Source organism: Streptomyces endophyticus (assembly GCF_035798155.1).
Classification (GTDB): Bacteria; Actinomycetota; Actinomycetes; order Streptomycetales; family Streptomycetaceae; genus Streptomyces; species Streptomyces endophyticus.
Genome location: NZ_JAOZYC010000184.1, coordinates 124664 through 148948 on the forward strand (window position 1 = coordinate 124664; position 24285 = coordinate 148948).

Below are 24285 nucleotides of genomic sequence, written 5' to 3' on the forward strand. Positions count from 1 at the left end.
CTGTCGGCTCAGCCTTCGCCCGCGCCGAGCCGCGAGTTGCGGCGGCCGTACAGCGCGTACACGAGCGCGCCCACGACGAGGAACACCGCGAACTGGACCCATGTCGTCCAGCCCGTGCCCCAGATCAGGTAGAGGCAGAAGCCGACGCCCAGGATCGGGCTGACCGGGTACAGCGGCACCCGGAACGAGCGCTTCAGGCCGGGGTGCGAGCGGCGCAGCGCGATCACCGCGATGTTCACGGCGACCATGGTGGCGAGCGTGCCGATGGTGGTCAGGTTGACGACGGCGTCGAGCGAGGAGAACGCGGCCGGGATCGCGAAGACGCTCGCGACGATCCAGGTATTGGCGACCGGCGTGTGCGTCTTCGGGGAGACCCGCTCGAAGACCCGCGGGATCAGCCCGTCGCGGGACATCGACATCAGGATCCGGGTCTGCCCGTACATCACCGCGAGCACGACCGAGGCGATGGCGACGACCGCGCCGAAGGCGATGACGCCGCCGCCGACACTCGACCCGGTGACCTGGTCGACGACGAGGGAGAGCGCCGCCGGCTTGTTCCCGACGGCGTCCGCGCCGAGCGCGCCGATGGCGGCGACGGCCACGGCGACGTAGAGCAGCGTGACGATGCCGATGCAGATCAGGATCGCGAGCGGGATGTTGCGCCGCGGGTTCTTGACCTCTTCACCGGCCGTGGTGACCGCGTCGAAGCCGATGTACGAGAAGAAGGCGAGCGAGGCGCCGGAGGTGACACCGGCCATGCCGTCCTTCAGGAACGGGGTCAGGTTGCCGGCCTCGAAGGCGGAGTACGCGATCGCGCAGAACACGATCAGGATGCCGATCTTGAGCACGGCCATCGCGGCGGTCGCCCCCGCGCTCTCCCTGATCCCGCGCACCAGCAGCGTGGCGGCCATCAGTATCACCACCACGGCGGGCAGGTTGATCACGCCGCCGTCGGCGGGCCCCGCGGACAGGGCCTCGGGCAGCTGCCGGCCGAAGACGCTGTCGAGCAGCTCGTTCAGATACTGGCTCCAGCCGACGGCCACGGCCGACACCGAGACGCCGTACTCCAGGAGCAGACACCAGCCCACGAGGAACGCGACGCGCTCGCCGAGGGTCGCGTAGGCGAAGGAGTACGAGGATCCGGAGACCGGGATCGCGCCGCCCAGCTCGGCGAAGGAGAACGCCGTGAAGATGCAGGTGATCGCCGCGAGGATGAACGAGAGGATGACGGCGGGGCCGGCCTCGGCGACCGTGTCGGACAGGCCGACGAAGATGCCGGTGCCGACGATCGCACCGACGCCGAAGCACACGAGCTGGAAGAGCCCCATGGTGCGCTTGAGGCCGTGGCCTTCGAGGTCGGCCCCCGATTCGGCGATGAGGGACTCGGGCGACTTGATGCGCAGGCCGGACGGGGTCGGCGACATGGGGTGGTGCTCTTTTCTGGTGGTGCGGGAGCGCGGCGGGGTATGCCGCATGCCGGTGGGGCCGGAGAGGGTGTTCCGGCCCCACCAGTTTGAACAGTTATGGGTGGTTCAGCGGGATTGGCGTGGTCAGCCGAGCGTGGCGACCATGACCGCCTTGATCGTGTGCATCCGGTTCTCGGCCTCGTCGAAGACGACGGAGTGCTCCGACTCGAAGACCTCGTCGGTGACCTCCAGGGACTCCAGACCGTACTTGGCGTGGATCTCGCGGCCGACCTTGGTGCCCAGGTCGTGGAAGGCGGGGAGGCAGTGCAGGAACTTCACGTCCGCGTTCCCCGTCGCGCGCAGTACGTCCATCGTCACCGCGTACGGCGCGAGCGACTTGATCCGCTCGTCCCAGATCTCCTCCGGCTCGCCCATCGACACCCACACGTCGGTGACCACGAAGTCGGCGCCGGCGACGCCCTCGTCGACGGCCTCGGTGAGCGTGATGCGCGCGCCACTGGTGGCGGCCAGCTCACGGGCCTTGGCGACGACGTCCTCGGCCGGCCAGTAGGCCTTCGGCGCGACGATGCGGACGTCCATGCCGAGCAGGGCGCCGGTGACGAGGTACGAGTTGCCCATGTTGAACCGGGCGTCGCCGAGGTAGGCGAAGGACATCTCGGTGAGCGGCTTGGCGCTGTGCTCGGTCATCGTGAGCACGTCGGCGAGCATCTGCGTGGGGTGCCAGTCGTCGGTCAGGCCGTTGTAGACCGGCACGCCGCCGTACTCGGCGAGCGTCTCGACGATGGACTGCTCGTCACCCCGGAACTCGATGGCATCGAACATCCGGCCGAGCACGCGAGCGGTGTCCTTGCTCGACTCCTTCTTGCCGATGTGCGAACCGGCCGGGTCGATGTACGTCGTCGACGCGCCCTGGTCGGCGGCCGCGACCTCGAAGGAGCAGCGCGTACGCGTGGACGCCTTCTCGAAGATCAGCGCCACGTTCTTACCCTTGAGGTGCTGCGTCTCGGTCCCCGCCTTCTTGGCCGCCTTCAGCTCAGCGGCCAGGTCGACCAGGCCTCGGAACTCCTCGGCGGTGAAATCCAGCTCCTTGAGGAAGTGGCGGCCGGTGAGGTTCATTCGGGGCTCCTGCGCGTGACTCGGGGACGGGGTCGGGACAGTGGAAGTCTATACGATGTTCCACATTTCTATTCATGATTATCCCTGGAACGTGCGCTCCCCCGCCAGCCACGTGCCCCGCACCCGGATCTCCCGCAGCAGCATGGGCTCCGTGGCCCGCGGGTCAGCCGACAGCCACACCAGGTCCGCGGGCGCCCCGGGCACGAGCGCGGCGCGCTCGTCGGCGAACGCCTGGTGCGCCGAACCCGCCGTGTACGCGTCCAGCGCCTCCTCGACCGTCAGCCGCTGATGGGGCAGCCAGCCGCCCTCCGGGTCACCGTCGAAGGTCCGCCGGGTCACCGCGACCTGGATCCCCTCCAGCGGCTCGTACGAGCTCACCGGCCAGTCGCTGCCGAACGAGAGCCGCGCTCCCCCGCTCCGCAGCTCGCCCATCGGGTACTGCAACGCCGTGCGCTTGTCGCCGATGCGCGGTACGGACAGCACGGTCTGAAGCGGGTCGGGCTGCGCCCACAGCGGCTCGAAGTTGGCGATCACGCCGAGTTCGGCGAAGCGCGGCAGATCGGCGGGGTCGACGAGCTGGACGTGCGTGATCACGGGACGCCGGTCCCACGCCTCGTTGGCCGCTGCCGCCGATTCGATCGCGTCGAGCGCGGCCCGCACTCCGGCGTCGCCGATGGCGTGGATGTGGATCTGGAAGCCGTCCGCGTCGAACGCCCGCACCGCCTCGGTCAGGGCCGACGGCTCCCACACCGGCATCCCGCAGCTGTGCGGGGCGTCGTCGTACGGCTCCAGGAGCGCGGCGGTGCCGCCCTCGATGACGCCGTCGCCGAAGAACTTCACGGTGCGGGCCGTGAGCAGTTCGCCGCCCTCGGCCTCGACGCGGTGCCGGGCTGCTTCGAACTCGGACCGCTGCTCGCGCCAGCGGTCCGGGTCGGCGCGCTGGGCGAGGTTGACGCGGAAGCGGAGGGCACCGCGGCGGGCCGCCTCCAGGTAGGCGTCGACCATCTCCGGCTCCACCCACGCGTCCTGAACCCACGTCAGGCCCGCCCGCGCGTACGCGTCCCCGGCCACGCCGATCGCGTCGACCAGCTCGTCCACGGGGCGGCCAGGCACCCGGTCGAGCACCAGGTCGCAGGCGTGCCACTCGCGCAGGGTGCCCATCGGGGTGCCGTCGGGGCGGCGCACGATCCAGCCCAGGCGCGGCTCCTGCGTCGTGGCGTCCACCCCGGCGCGGCGCAGCGCCTCGGTGTTGCACCACACCGTGTGGTAGTCGTACGCCCGCAGCACGACCGGCCGGTCCGGGACGGCGGCGTCAAGCAGCCGGGCGTCGAACTCGCCGTCGGGGACGAGCGCCGGGTCGTAGCTGGCGCCGACGATCCACTCCTCTTCGGGATGCGCTTCGGCCCACCGCCCGACCTCGGCGACGATCTCCGCTACGGAGCCCAACCCCTTGATCTGCGGGCCGAAGTGCTCCAGGCCGCCGAAGAGGGGGTGGGCGTGGCCGTCTCCGAAGGAGGGCATGAGCAGTCCGCCTTCGCCGAGGTCGAGCACCTCGTCGGCGGTGGCGGCCAGCGCCTCGGCCGCCGCCCCCAGAGCGACGATCCGGCCGCCCCGCACGGCGACGGCGGTGACATCGCCGTACGCCTCACTTCCGGTGCGGACGGTCCCGCGGAGTACCAGCACGTACATGGTCCTTTCGATGCGGTGGTCAGACGCGTTCGGCGTCGGTGGTGGTGAGCCGGGCGTACCTGGCCGGGTCGCGGTGTCGCACGCGCAGCGAAACCGCGACACCGAGAGCGAACAGCACCGGCAGCGGGGCGAGCAGCACCGCGTTGACGCCCGGTGTCGCGCCGGTGAGCAGGTCGAGGTTGGCGCACGCCAACCCGATGAGCACCGCGAGTCCGGCGAAGGAGAGGAGCGGCGCGAGCACCACCCGCCACGCGGGCAGCCCGCGCCGGTCGCGGCGGAAGAACCCGTACACCGCGAGCGCGGCGCAGGCCTGCATCAGCATCACGCCGAGGATGCCGGTGCCGTTGGTCCACAGGAACGTGACGCTGTACGGGTCCACTCCCACGATCAGCGTCACGACGACCGTGAGCAGGGCGATCGCCGACTGCACGACGACCGCGACGGCGGGCGAACCGGTGCGGGCGGTGACCCGGCCGAGGCGCCGCGGCAGCAGGCCCTCGCGGCCGAGGGCGTAGAAGTAGCGGGTGGCGCCGTTGTGGAAGGCGAGTGTGGCGGCGAAGGCGCTGGTGATGATCAGCAGATGCATGGCGTCGGCGGCCCAGGCCCCGGCGAACCGCTCGGTGGCGGTGAACACCATGTCGGCGCCGCCGTCCCCGTTCGCGACCCGCTGGGCGTCCTCGGCCCCGTACGCGTTGATGATCATCCAGACGGTGAAGGTGTAGAAGAGCGCGAGGAACGCGACGGCGATGTAGGTGGCGCGCGGCACCGTACGCTCCGGCTCGCGGGCCTCCTCGGCGTAGATCGCGGTCGCCTCGAAGCCGACGAACGCGCCGATGGCGAGGACGAACATGCCGCCGACGCCGCCGTTCGCGAGGTGGGCGGGCGACAGGACGGCGAACTCCGGGCCGTGCGGACCGCCGCCGTGCGCGAACACCCCCGCCTCGAACACCAGCAGGACGAGCACTTCGAGGACGAGCGCGACGCCCAACACCTTGGCGCTGAGCGTGACTTTGAGGTAGCCGAGCACGCCGATGGCGACGAGCCCGGCGAGCGCCCAGGCCCACCAGGGGATCAGTACGCCGGTCAGGTCCTGGAACCCCGACTCGGTGAACCAGCCGAAGGCGGCGAGGAGTCCGACCTCGATCGCGTTGTACGCGAGCAGCGCGACGTACGCGGAACCCACACCGGCGGGGCGGCCGAGGCCCCTGCCGATGTACGCGTAGAAGGCGCCGGCGTTGCGTACGTAGCGGCTCATCGCGGTGAAGCCCGCGGCGAAGACGATCAGGAGCAGACCGGAGACGAGGTAGCCGAGCGGCGCGCCCTGGCCCGCCATCCCGATGGCCAGCGGGGCGACGCCCGCCATGACGGTCAGCGGCGCCGCGGCGGCCACGACGAAGAAGACCAGGTCGCCGGTGCCGATGGCGCCCTTCTCCAGAGTGGGGGCGGCCTCTTCGGTCTCGATGGACGACGTCAAAACGAATGCCTTTCGTTTGCCGGGTCGGCAGGACCGTACGCTGGCCCGAGCCCCTCTGGGAAGAGGGCGGCATCTCACAAGGTGGGGACGGGACATGGGCAGACCGCGCACGGCGCTCCTGAATGCGGACCGCATCGCGCGGGAGGCGCTCGCGCTCATCGACGGCGAGGGTGCCGACGCGTTCAGCCTGCCCCGCCTGGCCGCGCGCCTCGGGGTACGGCCCTCGTCGCTCTACAACCACCTCGACGGCAGGGCGGCGGTCGTCGAAGGCGTGCGGCGCCTCGTCGTGGCCGAGATGGACACCTCGGCCTTCGCCGAACTGCCGTGGCCCAAGGGGCTTGCCGCGTGGGCCCGTTCGTACCGCGACGCCTTCGCCCGGCACCCGAACACCATCGCGCTGCTCGCCACCACGACCATCAGCTCGGCGGCCACCCTGACCATGTACGAGACGGTGGTCGACGCCCTGGCCCGGGGCGGCTGGCCGCGCGAACGGCTCGTGGCCGTGCTGACCAGCGTGGAGTCCTTCCTGCTCGGCTCGGCCCTGGACCTCGCCGCGCCACCGCTGATGATCGACACCGCCGAGCACGCGGGCGAGGTCCCGGTGCTCGCGGCGGCGCTCGCCTGTTCCCGCGAAAAGGCACGGCGGGCGGACGAGGCGTTCGAGACGGGGCTGGACGCACTGATCCGCGGCCTCGTGGCACAACGGGCGGAACTCGCCGTGAATTAAAGCGAGTTTAAAGCGGGTTGACGGGGTCCCTCTCGACCGGGCAGCTCATGCACCGCGGCCCGCCCCGGCCACGCCCCAGCTCGCTCCCCGGGATCTCGATGACCTCGACCCCCTGCTTGCGCAGGAACGTGTTCGTCGTGGCGTTCCGCTCGTACGCGACGACGACGCCCGGCTCGACGGCGAGCACATTGCAGCCGTCGTCCCACTGCTCGCGTTCGGCGGCGTGCACGTCCTGCGTCGCGGTCAGCACCCGGATCTCGGGGAGCCCGAGCGCGGCGGCGATCGCCCGGTGCATGTGCTCGGGCGGATGGTCGGTGACCTTCAACTCCGCGCCGGACGTGCCCGGTTCGATGGTGTACGAGCGCAGCATGCCGAGCCCCGCGTACTGCGTGAACGTATCGCCGTCGACCATCGTCATGACCGTGTCGAGGTGCATGAAGGCCCTCCGTTTCGGCATGTCGAGGGCGACGATGGTGCGCGCGGAGCCCGCCGCGAACAGCTTGTGCGCGAGCATCTCCACGGCCTGCGGCGTGGTCCGCTCGCTCATCCCGATGAGGACGGCGCCCTGCCCGATGACGAGGACGTCGCCGCCCTCGATGGTCGACGGATAGTCGGCCTGCCCCTCCGACCACACGTTGAAGCCGGCGTCACGGAACAACGGATGATGCCGATAGATCGCCTCGAAGTGGACGGTCTCGCGCTGCCGGGCCGGCCAGCGCATCGCGTTGATGGACACCCCGTCGTAGATCCAGGCCGAGGTGTCGCGGGTGAACAGGTGGTTGGGCAGCGGGCCGAGCAGGAAGTCGTCGAGCTCCATCACGTGGAAGCGCACGGAGGTCGGCTCCGGGTGCGCCGCCAGGAACTCGCGCTTCGTCATGCCGCCGATGAGCGCCTCGGCGAGCTCCTGCGCCGGCATCGTCTCGAAGGCGGCCCGCAGCGGGCCGGTGGCCAGCGGCCCGTACTCCTTCTCGTCGAAGACCCGGTCCAGGACGAGGCCGCGGGCGGCGTCGACGTCGAGCGCCTCGGTGAGCAGGTCCCCGAAGAGGTGCACGCTGACGCCCCGGTCGCGCAGCACGTCGGCGAACCCGTCGTGCTCCTGCCGGGCCCGGCGCACCCACAGCACGTCGTCGAAGAGCAACTGGTCCTTATTGCTCGGCGTGAGCCGCTTCAGCTCCAGATCGGGCCTGTGCAGAATCACTCGCCGCAAACGACCGGCCTCGGAGTCGACGTGAAATCCCATACGACCATCCTTACCCGCCACACCACGGTTGCGCCCGGGGGCTCCGCACCATCACGTCAGAGCCGAGGATCGACCGGCTCCGACTCGAGCGCCAACACCGCGAACACCACCTCATGCACCCGCCACAACGGCTCCCCCTCCACAAGCCGATCCAGGGCCTCCAGGCCCAACCCGTACTCACGAATCGCCAACGACCGCTTGTGCCCGAGAAACCGCCGCCGAAGCTCCGCCAGATTCTCCGGCCGCGTGTACTCCGGCCCGTAAATGATCCGGAGGTACTCACGCCCACGGCACTTCACCCCCGGCTGCACGAGCCGCCCCTTCGCGTCCCGCACCAACGCCCCGACCGGCTTGACGACCATGCCCTCGCCGCCCCGCCCGGTCATCTCCAGCCACCAGTCGACCCCGGCCCGCACCGACACGGCGTCACCCGTGTCGACGTACAGCCGCCGCGTCGTCCGCAGCAGCCCGGTCGTGTCGTGCGCGACGACCCGGTCGATCAGCGCGAGCTGCTCGTCGTGCGGCAGCCCGGCGAGTGAACGCCCACGGGCGGCCAGGATCTGGAACGGCGCGAGCCGCACCCCGTCGAGGCCGTCCGTGCTCCAGCAGTATCGGCGGTACGCGTCCGTGAACGCGGCGGCGTCGGCCGCCCGCCCCCGCTGACGCTCCAGCAGATCACCCAGGTCGACGCCCCGCCCGGCCGCCGCCTCCAGCGCCCCGAGCACGCCCGGGAACACGGCGCCGGACGCCGCGCCCACCGCCGCGTACTGCGCGCGCAGAAGCCCGGACGCCTTGAGCGACCACGGCATCAACTCGGTGTCGAACAGCACCCAGTCGGTGTCGAGCTCCTCCCAGAGACCGGCGGCGGTGACGGCGTCCCGCACCCGTCCGAGAACCGCCTCGGTGGTCGCCGCGTTGTCGAAGAACGGCCGCCCGGTGCGCGTGTAGACCGACCCGGTGACCACCGCACCGCCCTCCTCGCCGACCCCGAACCGCTCCCGCGCCGCCTCCGCGTCCCGGCACACCAGCACCACGGCCCGCGAACCCATGTGCTTCTCCTCGCACACGACCCGCTCCACACCATCGGCGGCGTACTGCGCGAACGCCTCCGCCGGGTGCTCCAGGTAGCCCTCCTCCGACGACGTCGCGGTCGGCGCCATCGTGGGCGGCAGATACGGCACCAACCGCGGGTCGACCGCGAACCGGCTCATGACCTCCAGGGCCGCCGCCGCGTTCTCCTCGCGCACGGTGACGCGCCCACTGTGCCGGGTCTCCACGACCCGCCGGCCCCGCACATCGGCGAGGTCCAGCGGCCGCCCCTCGTGCCCGCCCGGCGCCTCGGTGGCCAGCGGCCTGGCCGGCTCGTACCAGACCCGCTCGGCCGGTACGTCGACCAGCTCGCGCTCCGGCCAGCGCAGCGCGGTGAGCTTCCCGCCGAACACGGCGCCGGTGTCGAGGCAGATGGTGTTGTTGAGCCACGTGGCGGTCGGCACCGGGGTGTGGCCGTAGACCACGGCCGCCGTGCCGCGGTACTCCTCCGCCCACGGGTAGCGCACCGGCAGCCCGAACTCGTCGGTCTCACCGGTCGTGTCCCCGTACAGCGCGTGCGAGCGGACCCGACCCGACGTGCGGCCGTGGTACTTCTCGGGCAGCCCGGCGTGACACACGACGAGCTTCCCGCCGTCGAGGACGTAGTGGCTGACCAGGCCCTCCACGAACGTGCGCACCTCCGCGCGGAACTCCTCGCTCTCCCTGCCCAGCTGCTCGACCGTCTCGGCGAGGCCGTGCGTGTGCCGCACGTCGCGCCCCTTCATCCAACGGCCCAGCTTGTTCTCGTGGTTGCCGGGTACGCACAGCGCCGTACCGGCCTCCACCATGCCCATCACGCGGCGCAGCACGCCTGGTGTGTCGGGGCCGCGGTCCACCAGGTCACCGACGAAGACGGCGGTCCGACCCTCGGGGTGCTCCCCGCCCACGTAGCCCAACTTGCCGAGCAGCGCCTCGAGTTCGCTGGCGCATCCGTGGATGTCACCGACGATGTCGAACGGTCCGGTGAGATGCGTCAGATCGTTGAACCGCTTCTCACGCACGACGCCGGCACCCTCGACCTCCTCGGCGCCGCGCAGGACGTGCACCTTGCGAAAGCCCTCGCGCTCCAGGTGCTTGAGGGAACGCCGCAGTTCACGGGTGTGCCGGGTGATGACGCGGCGCGGCATGTCGGCGCGGTCGGTGCGCCCGGCGTTCCGCGCGGCGCACACGTCCTCCGGCACGTCGAGCACGATGGCGATGGGCAGCACGTCGTGCTTCCGCGCAAGCTCCACGAGCCGGCGACGGGACTCCTGCTGGACGTTGGTCGCGTCGACGACGGTCAGCCGCCCGGCCGCGAGCCGCTTGCCCGCGATGTAGTCCAGCACGTCGAAGGCGTCGCGGCTGGCACTCTGGTCGTTCTCGTCGTCGGCCACGAGGCCGCGGCAGAAGTCGCTGGAGATCACCTCGGTCGGCTTGAAGTGGGCGCGCGCGAACGTGGACTTGCCCGAGCCGGACGCGCCGACCAGCACGACGAGGGCGAGATCGGTGACGGGCAGCACGCGCCCTGCGGTGTCGGTGGTGGTCATGCCTTCGCCCCCTTCTCGTTCTCGTTCTCCATCGTCGCCTCGGTCACCGTGAACACCGCCATCTGCGTCGGCGGCCCCACCTCGGGATCGTCCGGCCCCACCGGCACGTACCGCACCCCGTACCCGTGCCGCGCCGCGACCCGCTCCGCCCAGTCACGGAACTCGGCCCGCGTCCACTCGAACCGGTGGTCACCGTGCCGCACATGCCCGGCGGGCAGGGACTCCCAGCGGACGTTGTACTCGACGTTCGGCGTGGTCACGACGACCGTACGGGGCCGCGCCGAACCGAACACCGCGTACTCGAGCGCGGGCAGCCGCGGCAGATCGAGGTGCTCGATGACCTCGCTGAGCACCGCGGCGTCGTACGCCTTGAGCCGCTTGTCGGTGTACGCGAGCGAGCCCTGCACGAGCCGTACGCGCGCGGCCTGTCGCTCGCTCATCCGGTCCAGCTTGAGCCGGCGGGAGGCCACAGTGAGCGCTCGCACGGACACGTCGACACCCACGATCTCGGTGAACCGCACGTCCTTGAGCAGCTCGCCCACCAACTGGCCCTGCCCACAGCCCAGATCGAGCACCCGGGCGGCTCCGGACTCCCGGAGCGCGGCGAGGATCGCCTCCCGGCGCCGCACCGCCAGCGGCACAGGGCGCTCGACGGTGTCGCTCTCCTCGTCCACGGCGTTGTCGATCTCGTCGACGTCCGTGTCGTCGGCGTCCGCGAGCCGGGCCAGCTCAAGGCGGTCCATGGCCTGCCGGGTCAGCGACCAGCGCCGCGCCAGATACCGGCCGACGATCAGCTTCTGCTCGGGGTGCCCGGCCAGCCAGCCGTCCCCCGCGCGCAGCAGCTTGTCGACCTCGTCGGCCGAGACCCAGTAGTGCTTGGCGTCGTCGAGCACCGGCAGCAGCACGTACAGGTGACGCAGCGCGTGCGCGAGCCGCAACTCGCCCTCCAGGACGAGCCGCACATAGCGCGAATCGCCCCACTCGGGGAACTGCTCGTCCAGCGGGACGGCCGTCGCCTCGACCGCCCACCCGAGCGGCTCGAACAGCTTCCGTACGAGGTCGGCCCCACCACGCGCCGGCAGCGCGGGCACCTCGATGCGCAGCGGCAGCGCCTGCTCCACGCGCTCCGGACGGGCCTTGCACACGCCGCGCAGCGCGCTGGAGAAGACGTTGCTCAACGCGACGGCCAGCAGCGACGACGCGGCATAGGGCCGGTCATTGACGTACTGCGCGAGCGCCGCGTCGGGCGCGCCGCCCCGCCCCTTGCCCCTGCCCCGCCTGGCCAGCGCCACGGGGTCCACTTCCAGCAGCAGCGCGGCCGTGCACCGCTCGTCGCCCGCCTCGGGGTAGAGGACGTGCGCGGTGCCGTGCGCCGTGCTGAAGACCTGCGCGTTCGCTGGATGCTTGTGCAGCAGAAAGCCCAGGTCGGTGGCCGGATTCGCGGCATTGCCTGTGGTCGAGATCGTCAGAAACACACGGCCGAGTATGGCTCCCGCCGCGCGCTCCCCACCATGGGTTTTCGCCCGCACGACGGCGCCCGGATCATCGAAGCGCGCACCACTGACCTGCATGATGGATGCATGGATCTTCGCGTATTCACCGAACCGCAGCAGGGCGCGACCTACGAGACGCTGCTCCGCGTCGCCAAGGCCGCCGAGGACTTGAATTACGGGGCCTTTTTCCGCTCGGACCACTACCTCCACATGGGACCCGTCGACGGTCTGCCGGGGCCCACGGACGCCTGGACGACGCTCGCCGGGCTCGCCCGCGAGACCCGGCGGATCCGGCTCGGCACGCTGATGACGGCCGGCACCTTCCGGCTGCCCGGCGTGCTCGCCATCCAGGTCGCGCAGGTCGACCAGATGTCCGGCGGCCGCGTCGAGCTGGGGCTCGGCTCCGGCTGGTACGAGGAGGAGCACTCCGCGTACGGCATCCCGTTCCCGAAGGAGAAGTTCGGGCGCCTCGAGGAGCAGCTCGCCATCGTGACGGGCCTGTGGGAGACGCCGGTCGGGCAGCGCTTCAACTACGACGGGACCTTCTACCAGTTGAAGGACTCCCCCGCCCTGCCCAAGCCCACCCAGCCGCGCGTCCCGATCCTCGTCGGCGGCCACGGCGCCAAGAAGACCCCGGCGCTCGCCGCCAAGTTCGCCACCGAGTTCAACATCCCCTTCGCCTCGATCTCCGACACGGAGCAGCAGTTCAAGCGCGTGAAGGCCGCGGCCGGCGAGCACGGGCGCGCCCAGGACGCGCTCACCTACTCCAACGCCCTCATCGCCTGCGTCGGCCGCACCGACGCCGAGGTCAAGCGCCGCGCCGACGCCATCGGCCGCGACGTCGACGAGCTCAAGGCCAACGGCCTCGCCGGCTCCCCCGCCGAGGTCGTCGAACGCCTCGCCGCCTACCAAGCCGTGGGCTCCCAACGGATGTACCTCCAGATGCTCGACCTCGACGACCTGGACCACCTGGACCTGATCGCCTCCGAGGTGACTCCGCAGCTGAGCTGAGCGGAGCTGAGCTGAGCGGAGCTGAGCTCAGCGGGGACGCTGCCGCGAGCGCTCCGACGGACGGGTGGGGGCGGCACGCCCCGAGGGAGCAGCACACCGACTGCCCCCCTGCTCACCCCCCGCCCCCGCCCCCGCCCCCAGCGGAGCGTTCGCGCACACGTCCTCTCGCACACCCGTCGACCTCGGCGCCCGCTCCTTCGGGCCCGCCGCCACGGTCGGGTGAAATCCCGTCAACCCGGCGCGTGGTGGCGGGGACGTGCAGTGACCCGGCCCCGGTCGTGATCGTTGACTCGGGCGGAGCCGGACCGCCCGGCCCCCGCGCCGGCGGTCCCTGCCGGGCGTCACGATTGCGTCAACTGCCTTCCCGCGCGGGAGGGCGAGGGCCGAGGAGGCCGCCATGTCCCAGGAAGCCGTGCCCGATGAGGCCGTGCACGACACGTCCCCGCCGGAGCAGGAAGGCGCACCCAAGGGTCTGCTGCAGCAGATGGAAGAGCTGATGGCCGCGCTCAACGCCGACCTGACGCAGCTCGACGCCGACCTCCAGCAGCCGCCCAGGACTTCGCCACCGAGCGGCGAGGACATCTGAACGAGACGCCCACCGCGTCGGGCGCCCGCGCGGCTCCGCGCCCGCCGGTCTCAGGCCGCCGAGTCCGAGTCCGGCTCGGGCGCGGGCTCCCGGCCGGCGAGGGGCAGCGCGCGGCAGTCCTCCGGGAGCCGCCGCAGTATCCCGAGGATTCTGTCCCGCGATTCATCCGCCGCGTCGATCGCTTCCATGCACTGCCAATAGGCTCCTTCCTCGAAGGACTCGCTCGCCACTCCGACGAGCGCGATGCCCACGTCGCCGAGCAGTACGCCGAGATCCACCAACGCCCGGTGCACATCGCCCAGTTCGGTCAGCTGCGCCGCCCGTATGCCACCGGCCCCCACGACCGGCGTCGCCGCACCCCCGCTGCCGCGCGCCCCCGCCTCGCTCAGTCCCAGCGCCTCGCCTCGTAACTCCCGCGGCCCTTGCATCGCGAGGCGGCCCCCTATCGCCTGCGCCAAGGCCTGTGCCTGCCACGCCTCCCTCATGATGTCCCGCGGATCCTGGCTCTCCGCCAGGGCCCGTCGGCCGACCCCGATGAGCCGCACCGCATCCATCGCGTCCCCGTCCGTCTCCCGCCCGAACTCCTTCGTCCACTACCCAGAGTGAAGGCATGTGCGGCGAAAAGCCAGGGGAAGCCCGAAATTTGTGGACACAAGGCCCGATGTGGATAAGCCAACGACTCCGGAGAGTGACATTCGGTGTCTGGGTGGGCAGTTGACGGAGCCGCGGCGTCCGCTCTAGCTCTACCCCGCGTCCGCCCTACCCCGCGTCGGCGCCCTCGCCCCGCGCCGGGAACCGCCGCTCGTTGCGGTCGATCTTCGCCGAGAGTGCGGCCAGCGCGTCGATGCCCAGCACCTCGCACAGTTGCAGCAGATACGCGAGGACGTCGGCGACCTCGTCCTCGACGCGGTGGGCCGAGCCCGGGTCCTCCATCACGCGCACCGACTGCTCGGGGGTCAACCACTGGAAGATCTCGACCAGTTCGGACGCCTCGACGCTCAGCGCGGCCGCCAGGTTCTTCGGCGTGTGGAAGGGCTGCCAGTCGCGGGCGACCGCGAACCGGGCCAGGCGCGCCTGGAGAGCCGCCACGTCGAGCGGACGGACTTCCTCACGGTCGCTCGCGGGGCGGGATTCTTCACGTTCCTCGTTCATGGCCCCAGGTCTACCATCGCCGCCCCTTCCGCCCGCGCTCCCCGCTCCGCCTCCGACCCCTCACCCACCGCGGCGACGAGCCGGATGTGGCCACGGGCGCACATCCGGGCGGCCAGCGCGGTGAGTTCGGCGCACTGGGAGCGGTCGAGACCCCGGTCGAAGCCGTCCGCGAGGACGGTCAGGCTCTGGTACGCCTCCGGGACCTCGGCCGCCGCGTCGACGGCGAGCACGCGGGGCCCGGTGAGCAGGACGAGCGCGAGGGCCAGGTACCTCAACTCGCCGTCCGCGAGCCGCTCGACGGGGCTGGTCACCCCGCCGCCGCGGTCCACGACGGCGCGCACGGTCCCGTCGGGCGCGGTCACGGCACGCACGTCGGCCACCGGTCCCACGAGGCCCGCGCGGGCCGCCGCGACGAACAGCGCGTGCCGGTGCCCGCACTCGGCTGCGGTGCGGCGCAGCACCGCGGCGAGGTTGTCGCAGCCGCCGTGCAGTCGGTCGGCCGCCGCGGGGGCCGGGGTGCGCATCCGCGTGGGGTCGGGGTCGCAGGCGAAGGTGGAGCGCAGGCCGACGACGACCTGTTCGGCCGCGGCGAGCACCTTGCGCTGCCCTTCGGTGCGGCCCGCGACGCGCAGCGGGAGCATCGCCGTGCCGAGCAGGTCGTCGGGGAGCGGCCCGCGGGTCACGGGCACCGAGCCCGCGGTGTGCCAGGCGGCCTGGACGTCGCGGCGGCCGGGGTCGCGCAGGGCGGTCTGCAGGTAGGTGATGTCGGGCCCGGTCAACCGCTCGCCGACGACGCGGAGTTCGGGCTCGGCCTGGACGGCCAGGTCGAGCCGTACGGGTCCCACCGGGCCTTCGACGGTGCAGCCGATGTGGAACCCGCGGCGGAGTTCGGCGTCGGGCCGTGCGCGTTCGGGAACGTAGGCGCGGGGGTCGGGGAACACGTCCGCCAGGTGTGCCCCGCCGCCGAGTCCGGCGAGTGCCGCGAAGGCGCGCAGCGCGCTGGTCTTGCCGCTGCCGCTGGGGCCCGACACGGCGGTGAACGGGCCGAGGGGGACGATGGTGCCGCGGTGCCGGGCGAAGGCGGCGAGCCTGAGCCGGGTCACGCGCGGGCGGTCGGGGGACGCGCCGGGGAGCGGCGGTGCGTCCCGCCGGAGCAGGGTCATGGGTTGAACGTATGCGGGCCGGACGCGCAGAACCGTTTGCGCGGGGTGGCCTTCCTACGATCGAGCGGACTATGCCCGTCGGGCTTGCCCCGGCGGTGCCGCTACGGCCGACCGGCTACGAGACGGCCCCCTGCACCAGCCCCTGGACCTCGGTACCGGGAGGCGCCAGCAGAAAGACATTGCGGTCGACGCGGTGCATGCCGCAGCCGAGGCCCATGACGACGCCGCTGCTGAAGTCCAGGACCCGCTTGGCCACATCGGTCTCGGCGCCGGTCAGGTCGAGCAGCACCGGGATGCCGGACATGACGGTCTCGGCGACCTCGCGCGCGTCGCCGAAGATGTTGATGCGCAGGACGACGAAGCGTCGTCGCGGCTCCGTCTCGGCTTCTGGCATCGCCCGGTGGTCGACGGCCGACGGCCACTCGTTGCGGCTGCGCAACGGGACGACCTGGGCGAGCCCTTCCCACTGTTCGTCGGTGACGTCGTGGCTGTTCACTGGCCCCACCCCGTATGGGCTCGCACTGATGTCTGCACCGCCCAATTCTTACGCGATGTAACCCGTTCGGCCCAACACCGACACGGTCCGGAGTCCGTGCGACCGGTCACACCCGGTCACCTCACACCTGGTCACCGGAGCGCGCCAGCCACCGACCGGCGTGCCGGGTGACCTCGATCGGGCGGCCGAAACAGGACGTCATCAGGTCCTTGGTGAGTACGTCGTCCACGGCGCCGCGGGCGAGGACGCGGCCCTCGCGCAGCAGGAGGGCGTGGCTGATGGCCGGAGAGAGCTCTTCCAGGTGATGCGTGACGGTCACCGTCGCCAACTCCGGTCGCCCGAGCGCGAGCTGACGCATCGTATCGATGAGGTCCTCGCGCGAGGGCAGGTCGAGCGCGTTGAACGGCTCGTCGAGCAGGAGCAGCGCCGGGTCCGCCATGAGGGCGCGGGCGATCAGCAGGCGGGCGCGCTGGCCACCGGAGCAGACACCGTAGGGGCGGTCGGCGAGCTCCTTGACCTGGAGTTCGGCGAGGAGCGCGTGGGCCCGCTCGCGCACCTCGTCGTCGTACGTCTTCCAGAGCGGTTGGACGGTGCCGCTGTGGCCGGTGAGGACGACGGCGTGGCCCGGCAGGTCCAGGGGGACGCGCTGCGAGGTGGAGACGTGCCCGATGAGCGCGCGCAGCTCACGGACGTCGACGCGGCCGAGCCGGTGGCCGAGGACCTCGACGGTGCCGGTGGTGGGGAAGTTGGTGGCACCGACGAGGCGCAGGATGCTGGTCTTGCCCGCGCCGTTCGGGCCGAGCAGGGCCCAGTGCTCGCCGGACCGGACCGTCCAGTCGATGTCGTCGAGGATGACCTGACCGGTGGTGTACCGGCGCATGCTCACGCCGTCGAGGGTGGCCACGGCCCGGCCCTGATTCTCGTTCATGGCGCCTCCTGCCTCATCGCGTACGAGCCGGTGACGGGTCGTCGTACGCGTCGGAGGGTAGCTGCATGTTGCATTCATCCCGATGGGTGTCCATTTCGTGGACGGGACGGTCCGGGCGGCGCGCGGCGAGACGGTGCCGGCCGCGCGCGAGGTGGAAATCGGAGTCGTGCACGACCGTTGACACCCCCATCGACCAAGTGATCTATTCACTTTATGAGTTACGCCGATCAACCCTCGCTGTCCGAGCGCCTCGCGGACGACATAGTCGAGATCATCCGCACCGAGCGGCTCTCCCCCGGCGACGCCCTGGCCTCCTCGCGCGAGCTGGCCAAGCGGTTCGAGGTGACGACGCCGACCGTGCGGGAGGCGCTGCGGCGCCTGGAGGCCATGCAGGTCGTGGAGTTCCGGCACGGGTCGGGGACGTACGTGGGGCCCGGCATCGAGCGGCGGCTGCTGGCCAATCCGCACCGGCCGCGCACCTCGCGGCGGTCCGTGCTCGAACTCGTCGAGGCCCGCCTCGTCGTCGAACCGGCGGTGGCGGCCGAGGCCGCGCGCATCCGACTCCCGCAAGGCGTCGAGCAGTTGGAGCACGCGGCCGCGAACGCCCTGTTCCCGCCCGAGGAGTCGCTGCGCCGCTCCGTGCACTTCCATGTGGCGCTCGCGACGGCCAGCGGGAACGCGCTGCTGAAGGAGACCGTCGAGGCGCTGCTCCAGGTCCGCGCCCGCGACCAGGTCGAGATCCGGCACCGCTACAACGACCGGGAGCGCGACCACGCGGAGCATCTGCGCATCGTCGAAGCCGTGCGCGAAGGCGACGCGGTGACCGCCGAGCGGCTCACCCGCGAGCACCTGACCGCGATCCGGGACACCGTGCTCACCGCCGAGTTCCCCGAGGGAGGTGAGTCGGCGTGAGCACCGAACAGCCCCTGCGGCTCGCCGAGTTGACGACCGAGGAGGCCGCCGAGGCCGTCACCCGCGCCCCTGTCGTCATCATCCCCGCCGGCGCCTACGAGCAGCACGGCCCCGGCATGCCGATCGCCACGGACACCATCCGCGCCGAGCACATCGCCGACCTCGTCGGGGCCCGGCTCGCCGGACGCGTGGTGATCGGCCCGCCGCTCCCGGTCGGCGTCTCGCCGCACCACATGGCGTTCGCCGGGACGGTGACGCTGACGACGACCACGTTCGCCGCGGTCGTGCGCGAGTACGTGGAGAGCCTGCGGCGGCACGGCTGGCGACGGTTCCTGGTGCTCACGGGGCACGGCGGCAACAACGCGACGCTGACCACGGTGGCGCAGGACCTGCTCGTGTCCCACCCCGACGTGCGGTTCGCCTGGACGCCGGTGACCGCACTCGCCTCCGGTGTGGTGGCGGGCCTGGGAGTGAGCGAGGTGCACGGACACAGCGGCGAGGCCGAGACCGCCCAAATGCTGTGTCTCGCACCGGAGTTGGTGCACCAGGACCGACTGAGGCCGGGCTCCGTCTCCATGGATGAACTGAAGCCCGAGGCGCGCCTCGCCCGCTCCTTCTCACAGCCGACGCTCACCCTGCCCTACGACGAGTTGAGCGCCAACGGAGTGCTCGGCGACCCGACGTCGGTCACGGCCGAGGACGGGCGGGCCATCGTGGACGCCGCCGTCGACCGCGTGTCCGCGTTCGTCGAGGAGTGGCTCGACTTGTAAGCCCCTGACACGAACCCCTGAGCAACCCTCATTTAGGAGCCGCAATGAAGGGTCTACTTCGGCGTGCCTGCGTACTGGCCGCCGCACTCGTCGCCGTACCGTTCGCCCCGGCCCACGCCTCCCCGGCCGCCCGCCCCACCGGCTGCGACGCCCCCGCCCCGCAGCGACCCGGCACCAGCGTCCCGCACACCATGACCAGCGGCGGCCGCGAGCGCACGTACCAGCTCCACCTCCCCAACGGCTATACGCCCGAACGCAGTTGGCCGCTGATCGTCGCCTACCACGGGCGCGGCAACACCGGCGCCGGAACGGAGGCGTTCTCGCGCCTCTCGACGCTGCCCGCGATCGTCGCCTACCCGAACGGCGTCGTCGGCACCGGCGACGGCGAGCGGCAGGCCTGGCAGGGCGCGCCGTACGCGGCGGCCGGCGTGGACGACGTCGCGTTCACCGGGGATCTGCTCGACTCCCTCGAAGGCTCGCTGTGCGTGAACGAGCGGCGGGTGTACGCCACCGGCAAGTCGAACGGCGCCGGGTTCACCGGCCTGCTCGCCTGCCGGATGTCCGACCGTTTCGCGGCCGTCGCACCGGTCGCGGGCGCCTTCTACCCCGGCACCCGCGAGGGCGGCTGCGCCCCGAAGCGCCCGATGCCCGTCCTCGACTTCCACGGCACCGGCGACACCACCATCCCGTACGCCGGTGACACCGACCGCGACCTGCCCGCGATCCAGGACTGGGTGCGCGAGTGGGCCGATCGGGACGGCTGCCGCACCCGAACACCCGACGAGGTCACCGACCCCGACATCACGACGTCGCGGTGGACCGGCTGCGCGGGCGGCGCGGAGGTGGCGCACGTCGCGGTCACCGACGGCGGGCACACCTGGCCGGGCGCCGACGGCTACAGCGGCGGCGGTTACACGACGCAGACGATCCAGGCCCACAAGGTGATGTGGGCGTTCTTCCGCAACCACCAACTCCCGTCCCCGCCACGTTAGTTCGGAGCCGTCATCATGACCGTACAGAGAGAGGCCCCCTCGCCCGACGAGGCGGGGGCGGCACGGCTGCCCCTGGTCATCCGCGCCCTCGGCGTCGTCGAGCGGGCGGGGAACGCGCTGCCGCACCCGTTCTGGCTGTTCTGGATCCTGTCGGCGGTGCTCGCCGTCGTCAGCGCCGTGCTCGCGGGACTCGACGTGTCGGTGGTGTCGCCCGCCGACCACAAGACGGTCGTCGTGCAGAACCTGCTCAGCGGCGACGGGCTCGCCATGGCGGTGTCGACGATGGTGTCGAACTTCGCCGAGTTCCCGCCGATGGCGACGATCGTGGTCGTCATCATGGGCGTCGCCGTCGCCGAGCGCAGCGGATTCCTGTCCGCCGCGATGAAGGTCGGGGTCGCACGGGTGCCCGCGTCGTGGGTGGTGTTCGCCGTCGCGTTCGCCGGGACGGTGGCGCACGTCGCGTCGGCCGCCGCGTACATCATCCTGGTGCCGCTCGGCGGACTCGCCTTCCGTGCCGTGGGCCGCTCCCCGATCCTCGGCATCGTCGTGGCGTACACGTCGATCGCCTCCGGCTACGACGCGAGCCCGGTGCCCACGCCGAACGACGCGATCTTCGCGGGCATCACGACGGCCGCCGCGAAGATCGCGGGCGGCGACGACGCGTACGTGTCACCCCTGTCCAACTGGTTCTTCAACATCGCCTCCTCGCTCCTGCTGGCCACGGTCATCACCCTGGTCACGCGCTGGGTGCTCGCCAAGCGCCCCGACCTCGACCCGGATCCCGACGCCGACGCCGAGGACCTGGGCACGCTGCACCTCAGCGAACGCGAACGGTCCGCGCTGCGCCGTGCGCTGCTCGCGCTCGGCGGCGGCCTGGTACTGGTCGTGGCGGCGCTCGCCCCCACGTCCTCTCCCCTGCGCGGGGCCGGCGGCAGCATCGTCGAGTCGCCGTTCATCGACGGCATCGCGGCCGTCGTGGCCGTCCTGTTCGCGCTCACCGGCATCGTGTACGGGGCGCGCTCGGGGTCGATCGCGAAGCCCGGCGACGTACCGAAGCTGATGGCGGCGGGCGTGAAGCAGATGGCGCCGGTGCTGGTGCTGTTCTTCGCGATCGCCCAGTTCCTCGCCTACTTCGACTGGACGCACATCGGCGACGTCCTGGCGGTGCGGGCTGCGGAACTCCTGGAGCACAGCGGGATGCCGATCGTCGTGGTGTTCCTGCTGATCCTGCTTCTGCTGACCGTCGTGAACGTCATGGTGACCAGCGGGTCCGCGATGTGGGCGCTGGCCGCGCCCGTCCTCGTACCGATGCTGATGCTGGCGCACGTGCCGGCCGAGACGACCCAGGCCCTGTTCCGCATCGCCGACTCCGGATCGACCGCGATCACCCCGATGAGCCCGTACTTCGTGATGGCCCTCGGCTTCCTCCAGCGCTACCGCAAGGACGCGGGCATCGGCACCCTCGCCGCGTACACGCTGCCGCTGGCGATCGCGATGACGGCGGCGTGGACGCTGCTGTTCCTCGCCTGGTGGGCGCTCGGAATTCCGCTGGGTCCTGGGGCTCCCGTGCGCTGACGCCGAGGGGATCGACGGCGCGCCGCCTCGGAGGTGACGTCAGGTTCGACGGGCATACGACGCGAGGCGATCGGCGAACTCCCCGACGAGGTCGCGGAGTTCGGCGGGGCGCTCGACCACGAACGGCCGGTCGAGCGAGGCGAGCACCGGGGGCAGCCAGTCGAGCCGCTGCGCCCGCAGCTCGACGCGCCGTCGGCGCTCGACGGCGGGCTCGGTCTCGTCCAGGACCGCGACACTCGCGGGGAGCCGGGCCCGGATCTGCTCGACGGTGCCGTGGACCCGCAGGGTCACCTCGTACCGGTACGCGGCCGTGGCGAGCCCCGACAGCACGCGCCGCGCCGGGTCGGGCCCCTCCGGCTCCTCGAACGTACCGGGCAGCGACCGCGCGTCCGCGATCCGGTCGAGCCGGAAGTTCCGGTCCTCGCCGAGCCCGGCGTCCCGCCCGGCGACGTACCAGCGGCCCGCGTGGGCGACGATCCCGTACGGATGCAGCGTGCGCTCGCTGCGCCGCCCCTCCCCGTCGACGTACCGGATCGAGACGGGCCGGCGGTGGCGCACCGCGTCGGCGACGGTGAGCAGCACCCCGGCGTCCGGGGCGGGGGCCTGCTCGCCGGGCCGGTCCGGGTCCGTGAAGGAGAGCGAGTCCAGGAGCGTGTCGAGCCGCCGGGCGAGCGGCTTGGGCAGCACCCGGCGGATCTTCGCGGCGGCCGTCTCGCTCGCCGTGTCCCCCGCCGCCGTGAGCCCCGCCCGCCGACCGGCGATCAGGCCGAGCAGCACGGCCAGCGCCTCGTCGTCGCCGAGCATCAGCGGGGGCAGCCGGTGCCCGGGGCCGAGCCGGTACCCGCCGTAGCGGCCGCGCACCGACTCCACGGGGACGTCGAGGTCGATGAGGTGGTCGACGTACCGCCGCACGGTGCGTCCGTCGACGCCGAGCCGGTCGGCGAGTTCGGCGACGGTCCGGGTGCCGCCGGACTGCAACAGCTCCAGGAGGGTGAGCACGCGGCCGGTGGGTCGGGACATGCCCGCAGGCTAACGCGAGAAGCCCGGATACCGGACCGATTCTGTCCGCTATTGCTTCTAGCCTGCGAAGCACCCGACCCGCCCAGAGCTCAGGGAGACCTCATGGACTTCGTATCGATCCGCATCATCACGGGTGACGTCGCCCGCCTCGTCGAGTTCTACGAGCGGGCCACCGGCGTGCAGGCGACGTGGGCGACCGAGGACTTCGCCGAACTCCGGACACCGCACGGCACGCTCGCGATCGCCAGCACCCGCACGGTCCCGCTGTTCGCCCCGGACTCGGCCCGCCCGGCCGCCAACGCCAGCGTGATCACCGAGTTCCTCGTCGCCGACGTGGACCGCGCCCACCGGGACCTGACCGCCCACGTCACGGACTTCGTCAACGAGCCCACCACGATGCCCTGGGGCAACCGCTCCCTGCTCTTCCGCGACCCCGACGGCAACCTGGTCAACTTCTTCACACCGGTCACCGCGGAGGCGGTCGCGAAGTTCGCGCGGTGACGCCCACACCGTGAGCGCCACCGGGCCCGCGTCGAGCGTCAGGCGTCCTTCTTCACCGGCTCCAGGATCGCCACGCACTCCACGTGGTGCGTCATCGGGAACAGATCGAACGCCCTGAGCATCCGCACCTTGTACCCGCCCTCCTTGAAGTACGCCAGGTCCCGGGCCAGCGCCGCCGGGTCACAGGCGACGTACGCGATGCGGCGCGCGCCGAGCGTCGTGAGGTGGGCGACCGTCTTCTTGCCCGCGCCCGCGCGCGGCGGGTCCAGGACGATGAGGTCGACCTCATCGATGCCGGTGCGCGGCAGGACCGCCTCGACCTTGCCCTGTTCGATACGGACCCGGTCGAAGGAGGCGAGGTTGTGCCGGGCGTCCTCGACCGCGCGCTTGCCGGACTCGATGCCGAGCACCGCGCCCTTGTCGCCGATCCGGTCCGCGAGCGCGCCCGCGAAGAGGCCGACGCCGCAGTACAGGTCGAGCGCCATCTCGCCCTTGCGGGGCAGCAGGCCCTGCATGACCGCGCGCATCAGCGTCTCGGCGGCCTGCGGGTGCACCTGCCAGAAGCCGCCGCTGCCGACCCGGTAGGTGCGGCCGTCGGCACGCTCGCGCACGAAGGCGCGGCCGTGGACGCGGTGGATTCCGCCGTCGTTCTCCTCGATACGCATGACGGAGGCAGGCTTGTCGAGTTCGACGAGGGGCAGCCGGGCGCCGGGCTTGGGCTCGAGGATCACCATGCGGTCCTGGGACCCGGTCGCCGCGATCGCCTCGACGGACTCCATGCCGGACCAGTCGTGCTTCTCGACGCCCAGCTCGGACACGCCCTCGGCGGCGATCATGCAGTGCTCGATGGGCTCGACCTCGTGCGAGCGGTGGCGGCGCAGGCCCGCGTTGCCGTCGGCGTCGACCGCGTACTGGACGCGCGTACGCCACTGCGGCACCTCGCCCGACGGGAGTTTGTCGCCCTCGGCCGGCATGACCGTGCCGTCCCAGCCGGCCTGCTCGGGCGTGAGGCCCGCGAGGCGCAGGAGCTGCTCGGCGATGACCTCGCCCTTGAGGCGGCGCTGCGCGCCGGGCTTGGCGTGCTGCCAGTCGCAGCCGCCGCAACGCCCTGGACCCGCGTACGGACAGGGTGCCTCGACGCGGTCCTTGGACGGCTCAAGCACCTGCACGGCGTCCGCGCGCAGGAAGCGCGCGCCCTCCTCGCCGTCGGTGACACGGGCGACGACCCGCTCCCCCGGGAGGGTGTGCCGGACGAAGAGGACCTGGCCCTCGGCCGTGCGCGCGATGCAGTGACCGCCGTGCGCGACGGGGCCGACCTCGACCTCGTACTCCTCCCCCACCAGTGACTTCGTCGGTTCTGCCTGCATGGCGGGGCTCCAGTACGTAAGGGGGAAATCT

General features: G+C 71.9%; 22 protein-coding genes. 8 read left to right on the plus strand and 14 right to left on the minus strand.

Annotated features, from left to right (window positions below; all coding sequences use genetic code 11):
* Nucleotides 1-8 precede the first annotated feature (8 nt).
* The 4 genes from OKJ99_RS36920 to OKJ99_RS36935 form a co-directional block, all read right to left on the minus strand.
* Complete coding sequence (locus OKJ99_RS36920; protein ID WP_326022719.1) at nt 9-1424, minus strand: amino acid permease; 1416 nt, start codon at nt 1422-1424, stop codon at nt 9-11.
* A 126-nt stretch (nt 1425-1550) separates the two neighbouring features.
* On the minus strand, nt 1551-2543 hold the full coding sequence (gene argF, locus OKJ99_RS36925; protein ID WP_326022721.1) for an ornithine carbamoyltransferase: 993 nt from the start codon (nt 2541-2543) through the stop codon (nt 1551-1553).
* Nucleotides 2544-2621: 78 nt separating this feature from the next.
* On the minus strand, nt 2622-4226 hold the full coding sequence (locus OKJ99_RS36930) for an amidohydrolase (RefSeq protein ID WP_407700838.1): 1605 nt from the start codon (nt 4224-4226) through the stop codon (nt 2622-2624).
* 25 nt (nt 4227-4251) lie between these two features.
* On the minus strand, nt 4252-5706 hold the full coding sequence (locus tag OKJ99_RS36935) for an APC family permease (protein WP_326022725.1): 1455 nt from the start codon (nt 5704-5706) through the stop codon (nt 4252-4254).
* A 94-nt stretch (nt 5707-5800) separates the two neighbouring features.
* Between OKJ99_RS36935 and OKJ99_RS36940 the strand changes: the two genes are divergently transcribed.
* On the plus strand, nt 5801-6433 hold the full coding sequence (locus OKJ99_RS36940; protein ID WP_326022727.1) for a TetR/AcrR family transcriptional regulator: 633 nt from the start codon (nt 5801-5803) through the stop codon (nt 6431-6433).
* Nucleotides 6434-6440: 7 nt separating this feature from the next.
* Here OKJ99_RS36940 and OKJ99_RS36945 read toward each other — a convergent pair whose 3' ends face one another.
* The 3 genes from OKJ99_RS36945 to OKJ99_RS36955 are packed head-to-tail and all read right to left on the minus strand — an operon-like array spanning nt 6441 to nt 11763.
* Entirely contained in the window at nt 6441-7673 is a 1233-nt protein-coding gene (locus OKJ99_RS36945; protein ID WP_326022729.1) for an arginine deiminase, read from the minus strand.
* Nucleotides 7674-7729: 56 nt separating this feature from the next.
* Complete coding sequence (locus OKJ99_RS36950; RefSeq protein WP_326022731.1) at nt 7730-10288, minus strand: polynucleotide kinase-phosphatase; 2559 nt, start codon at nt 10286-10288, stop codon at nt 7730-7732.
* A complete protein-coding gene (locus OKJ99_RS36955) occupies nt 10285-11763 on the minus strand; it encodes a 3' terminal RNA ribose 2'-O-methyltransferase Hen1 (RefSeq protein ID WP_326022733.1) in 1479 nt (492 codons plus the stop codon). The genes OKJ99_RS36950 and OKJ99_RS36955 overlap by 4 nt, the downstream gene beginning before the upstream one ends.
* Before the next feature lie 105 nt (nt 11764-11868).
* Between OKJ99_RS36955 and OKJ99_RS36960 the strand changes: the two genes are divergently transcribed.
* Together OKJ99_RS36960 and OKJ99_RS36965 are read left to right on the plus strand one after the other, a co-directional pair.
* Nucleotides 11869-12792, plus strand: coding sequence for an LLM class F420-dependent oxidoreductase (locus OKJ99_RS36960; RefSeq protein ID WP_326022735.1), 924 nt, complete (start codon nt 11869-11871; stop codon nt 12790-12792).
* A 397-nt stretch (nt 12793-13189) separates the two neighbouring features.
* Nucleotides 13190-13378, plus strand: a complete 189-nt coding sequence (locus tag OKJ99_RS36965; protein ID WP_326022736.1) for a hypothetical protein — start codon at nt 13190-13192, stop codon at nt 13376-13378.
* A 50-nt stretch (nt 13379-13428) separates the two neighbouring features.
* On the opposite strand, the gene OKJ99_RS36970 is transcribed toward OKJ99_RS36965, so the two are convergent.
* The 5 genes from OKJ99_RS36970 to OKJ99_RS36990 form a co-directional block, all read right to left on the minus strand.
* Nucleotides 13429-13932 (minus strand): DUF6099 family protein, encoded by a 504-nt coding sequence (locus OKJ99_RS36970; RefSeq protein ID WP_326022738.1) that lies wholly within the window; start codon nt 13930-13932, stop codon nt 13429-13431.
* A gap of 205 nt (nt 13933-14137) precedes the next feature.
* Nucleotides 14138-14530 carry a nucleotide pyrophosphohydrolase gene (locus OKJ99_RS36975; RefSeq protein ID WP_326022739.1) on the minus strand — a complete coding sequence of 131 codons (393 nt, stop codon included), beginning with the start codon at nt 14528-14530 and terminating at the stop codon, nt 14138-14140.
* The gene (locus tag OKJ99_RS36980; protein ID WP_326022741.1) at nt 14527-15693 is read right to left on the minus strand and encodes an AAA family ATPase; all 1167 of its coding nucleotides are present in this window, start codon (nt 15691-15693) and stop codon (nt 14527-14529) included. Before OKJ99_RS36980 ends, OKJ99_RS36975 begins: the two co-directional genes overlap by 4 nt.
* Nucleotides 15694-15808: 115 nt before the next feature.
* Nucleotides 15809-16189 (minus strand): cell division protein SepF, encoded by a 381-nt coding sequence (locus OKJ99_RS36985; RefSeq protein ID WP_326022742.1) that lies wholly within the window; start codon nt 16187-16189, stop codon nt 15809-15811.
* 121 nt (nt 16190-16310) lie between these two features.
* A complete protein-coding gene (locus tag OKJ99_RS36990; RefSeq protein ID WP_326022743.1) occupies nt 16311-17117 on the minus strand; it encodes an ABC transporter ATP-binding protein in 807 nt (268 codons plus the stop codon).
* 213 nt (nt 17118-17330) lie between these two features.
* Between OKJ99_RS36990 and OKJ99_RS36995 the strand changes: the two genes are divergently transcribed.
* The 4 genes from OKJ99_RS36995 to OKJ99_RS37010 are packed head-to-tail and all read left to right on the plus strand — an operon-like array spanning nt 17331 to nt 21366.
* Complete coding sequence (locus tag OKJ99_RS36995; RefSeq protein WP_326022745.1) at nt 17331-18029, plus strand: FadR/GntR family transcriptional regulator; 699 nt, start codon at nt 17331-17333, stop codon at nt 18027-18029.
* On the plus strand, nt 18026-18799 hold the full coding sequence (locus tag OKJ99_RS37000) for a creatininase family protein (RefSeq protein ID WP_326022746.1): 774 nt from the start codon (nt 18026-18028) through the stop codon (nt 18797-18799). The genes OKJ99_RS36995 and OKJ99_RS37000 overlap by 4 nt, the downstream gene beginning before the upstream one ends.
* A 44-nt stretch (nt 18800-18843) precedes the next feature.
* Complete coding sequence (locus OKJ99_RS37005; protein ID WP_326022747.1) at nt 18844-19791, plus strand: alpha/beta hydrolase family esterase; 948 nt, start codon at nt 18844-18846, stop codon at nt 19789-19791.
* A 15-nt stretch (nt 19792-19806) separates the two neighbouring features.
* Nucleotides 19807-21366: an AbgT family transporter gene (locus OKJ99_RS37010; RefSeq protein ID WP_326022748.1), complete on the plus strand. Its 1560-nt coding sequence runs from the start codon at nt 19807-19809 to the stop codon at nt 21364-21366.
* 39 nt (nt 21367-21405) lie between these two features.
* Here OKJ99_RS37010 and OKJ99_RS37015 read toward each other — a convergent pair whose 3' ends face one another.
* Nucleotides 21406-22386: a helix-turn-helix transcriptional regulator gene (locus OKJ99_RS37015; RefSeq protein ID WP_326022750.1), complete on the minus strand. Its 981-nt coding sequence runs from the start codon at nt 22384-22386 to the stop codon at nt 21406-21408.
* A gap of 102 nt (nt 22387-22488) precedes the next feature.
* Here OKJ99_RS37015 and OKJ99_RS37020 point away from each other — a divergent pair, with 102 nt between their 5' ends.
* On the plus strand, nt 22489-22887 hold the full coding sequence (locus OKJ99_RS37020) for a VOC family protein (protein WP_326022752.1): 399 nt from the start codon (nt 22489-22491) through the stop codon (nt 22885-22887).
* Nucleotides 22888-22925: 38 nt separating this feature from the next.
* On the opposite strand, the gene OKJ99_RS37025 is transcribed toward OKJ99_RS37020, so the two are convergent.
* Nucleotides 22926-24254 carry a class I SAM-dependent RNA methyltransferase gene (locus OKJ99_RS37025; RefSeq protein WP_326022754.1) on the minus strand — a complete coding sequence of 443 codons (1329 nt, stop codon included), beginning with the start codon at nt 24252-24254 and terminating at the stop codon, nt 22926-22928.
* Between the last annotated feature and the right edge of the window lie 31 nt (nt 24255-24285).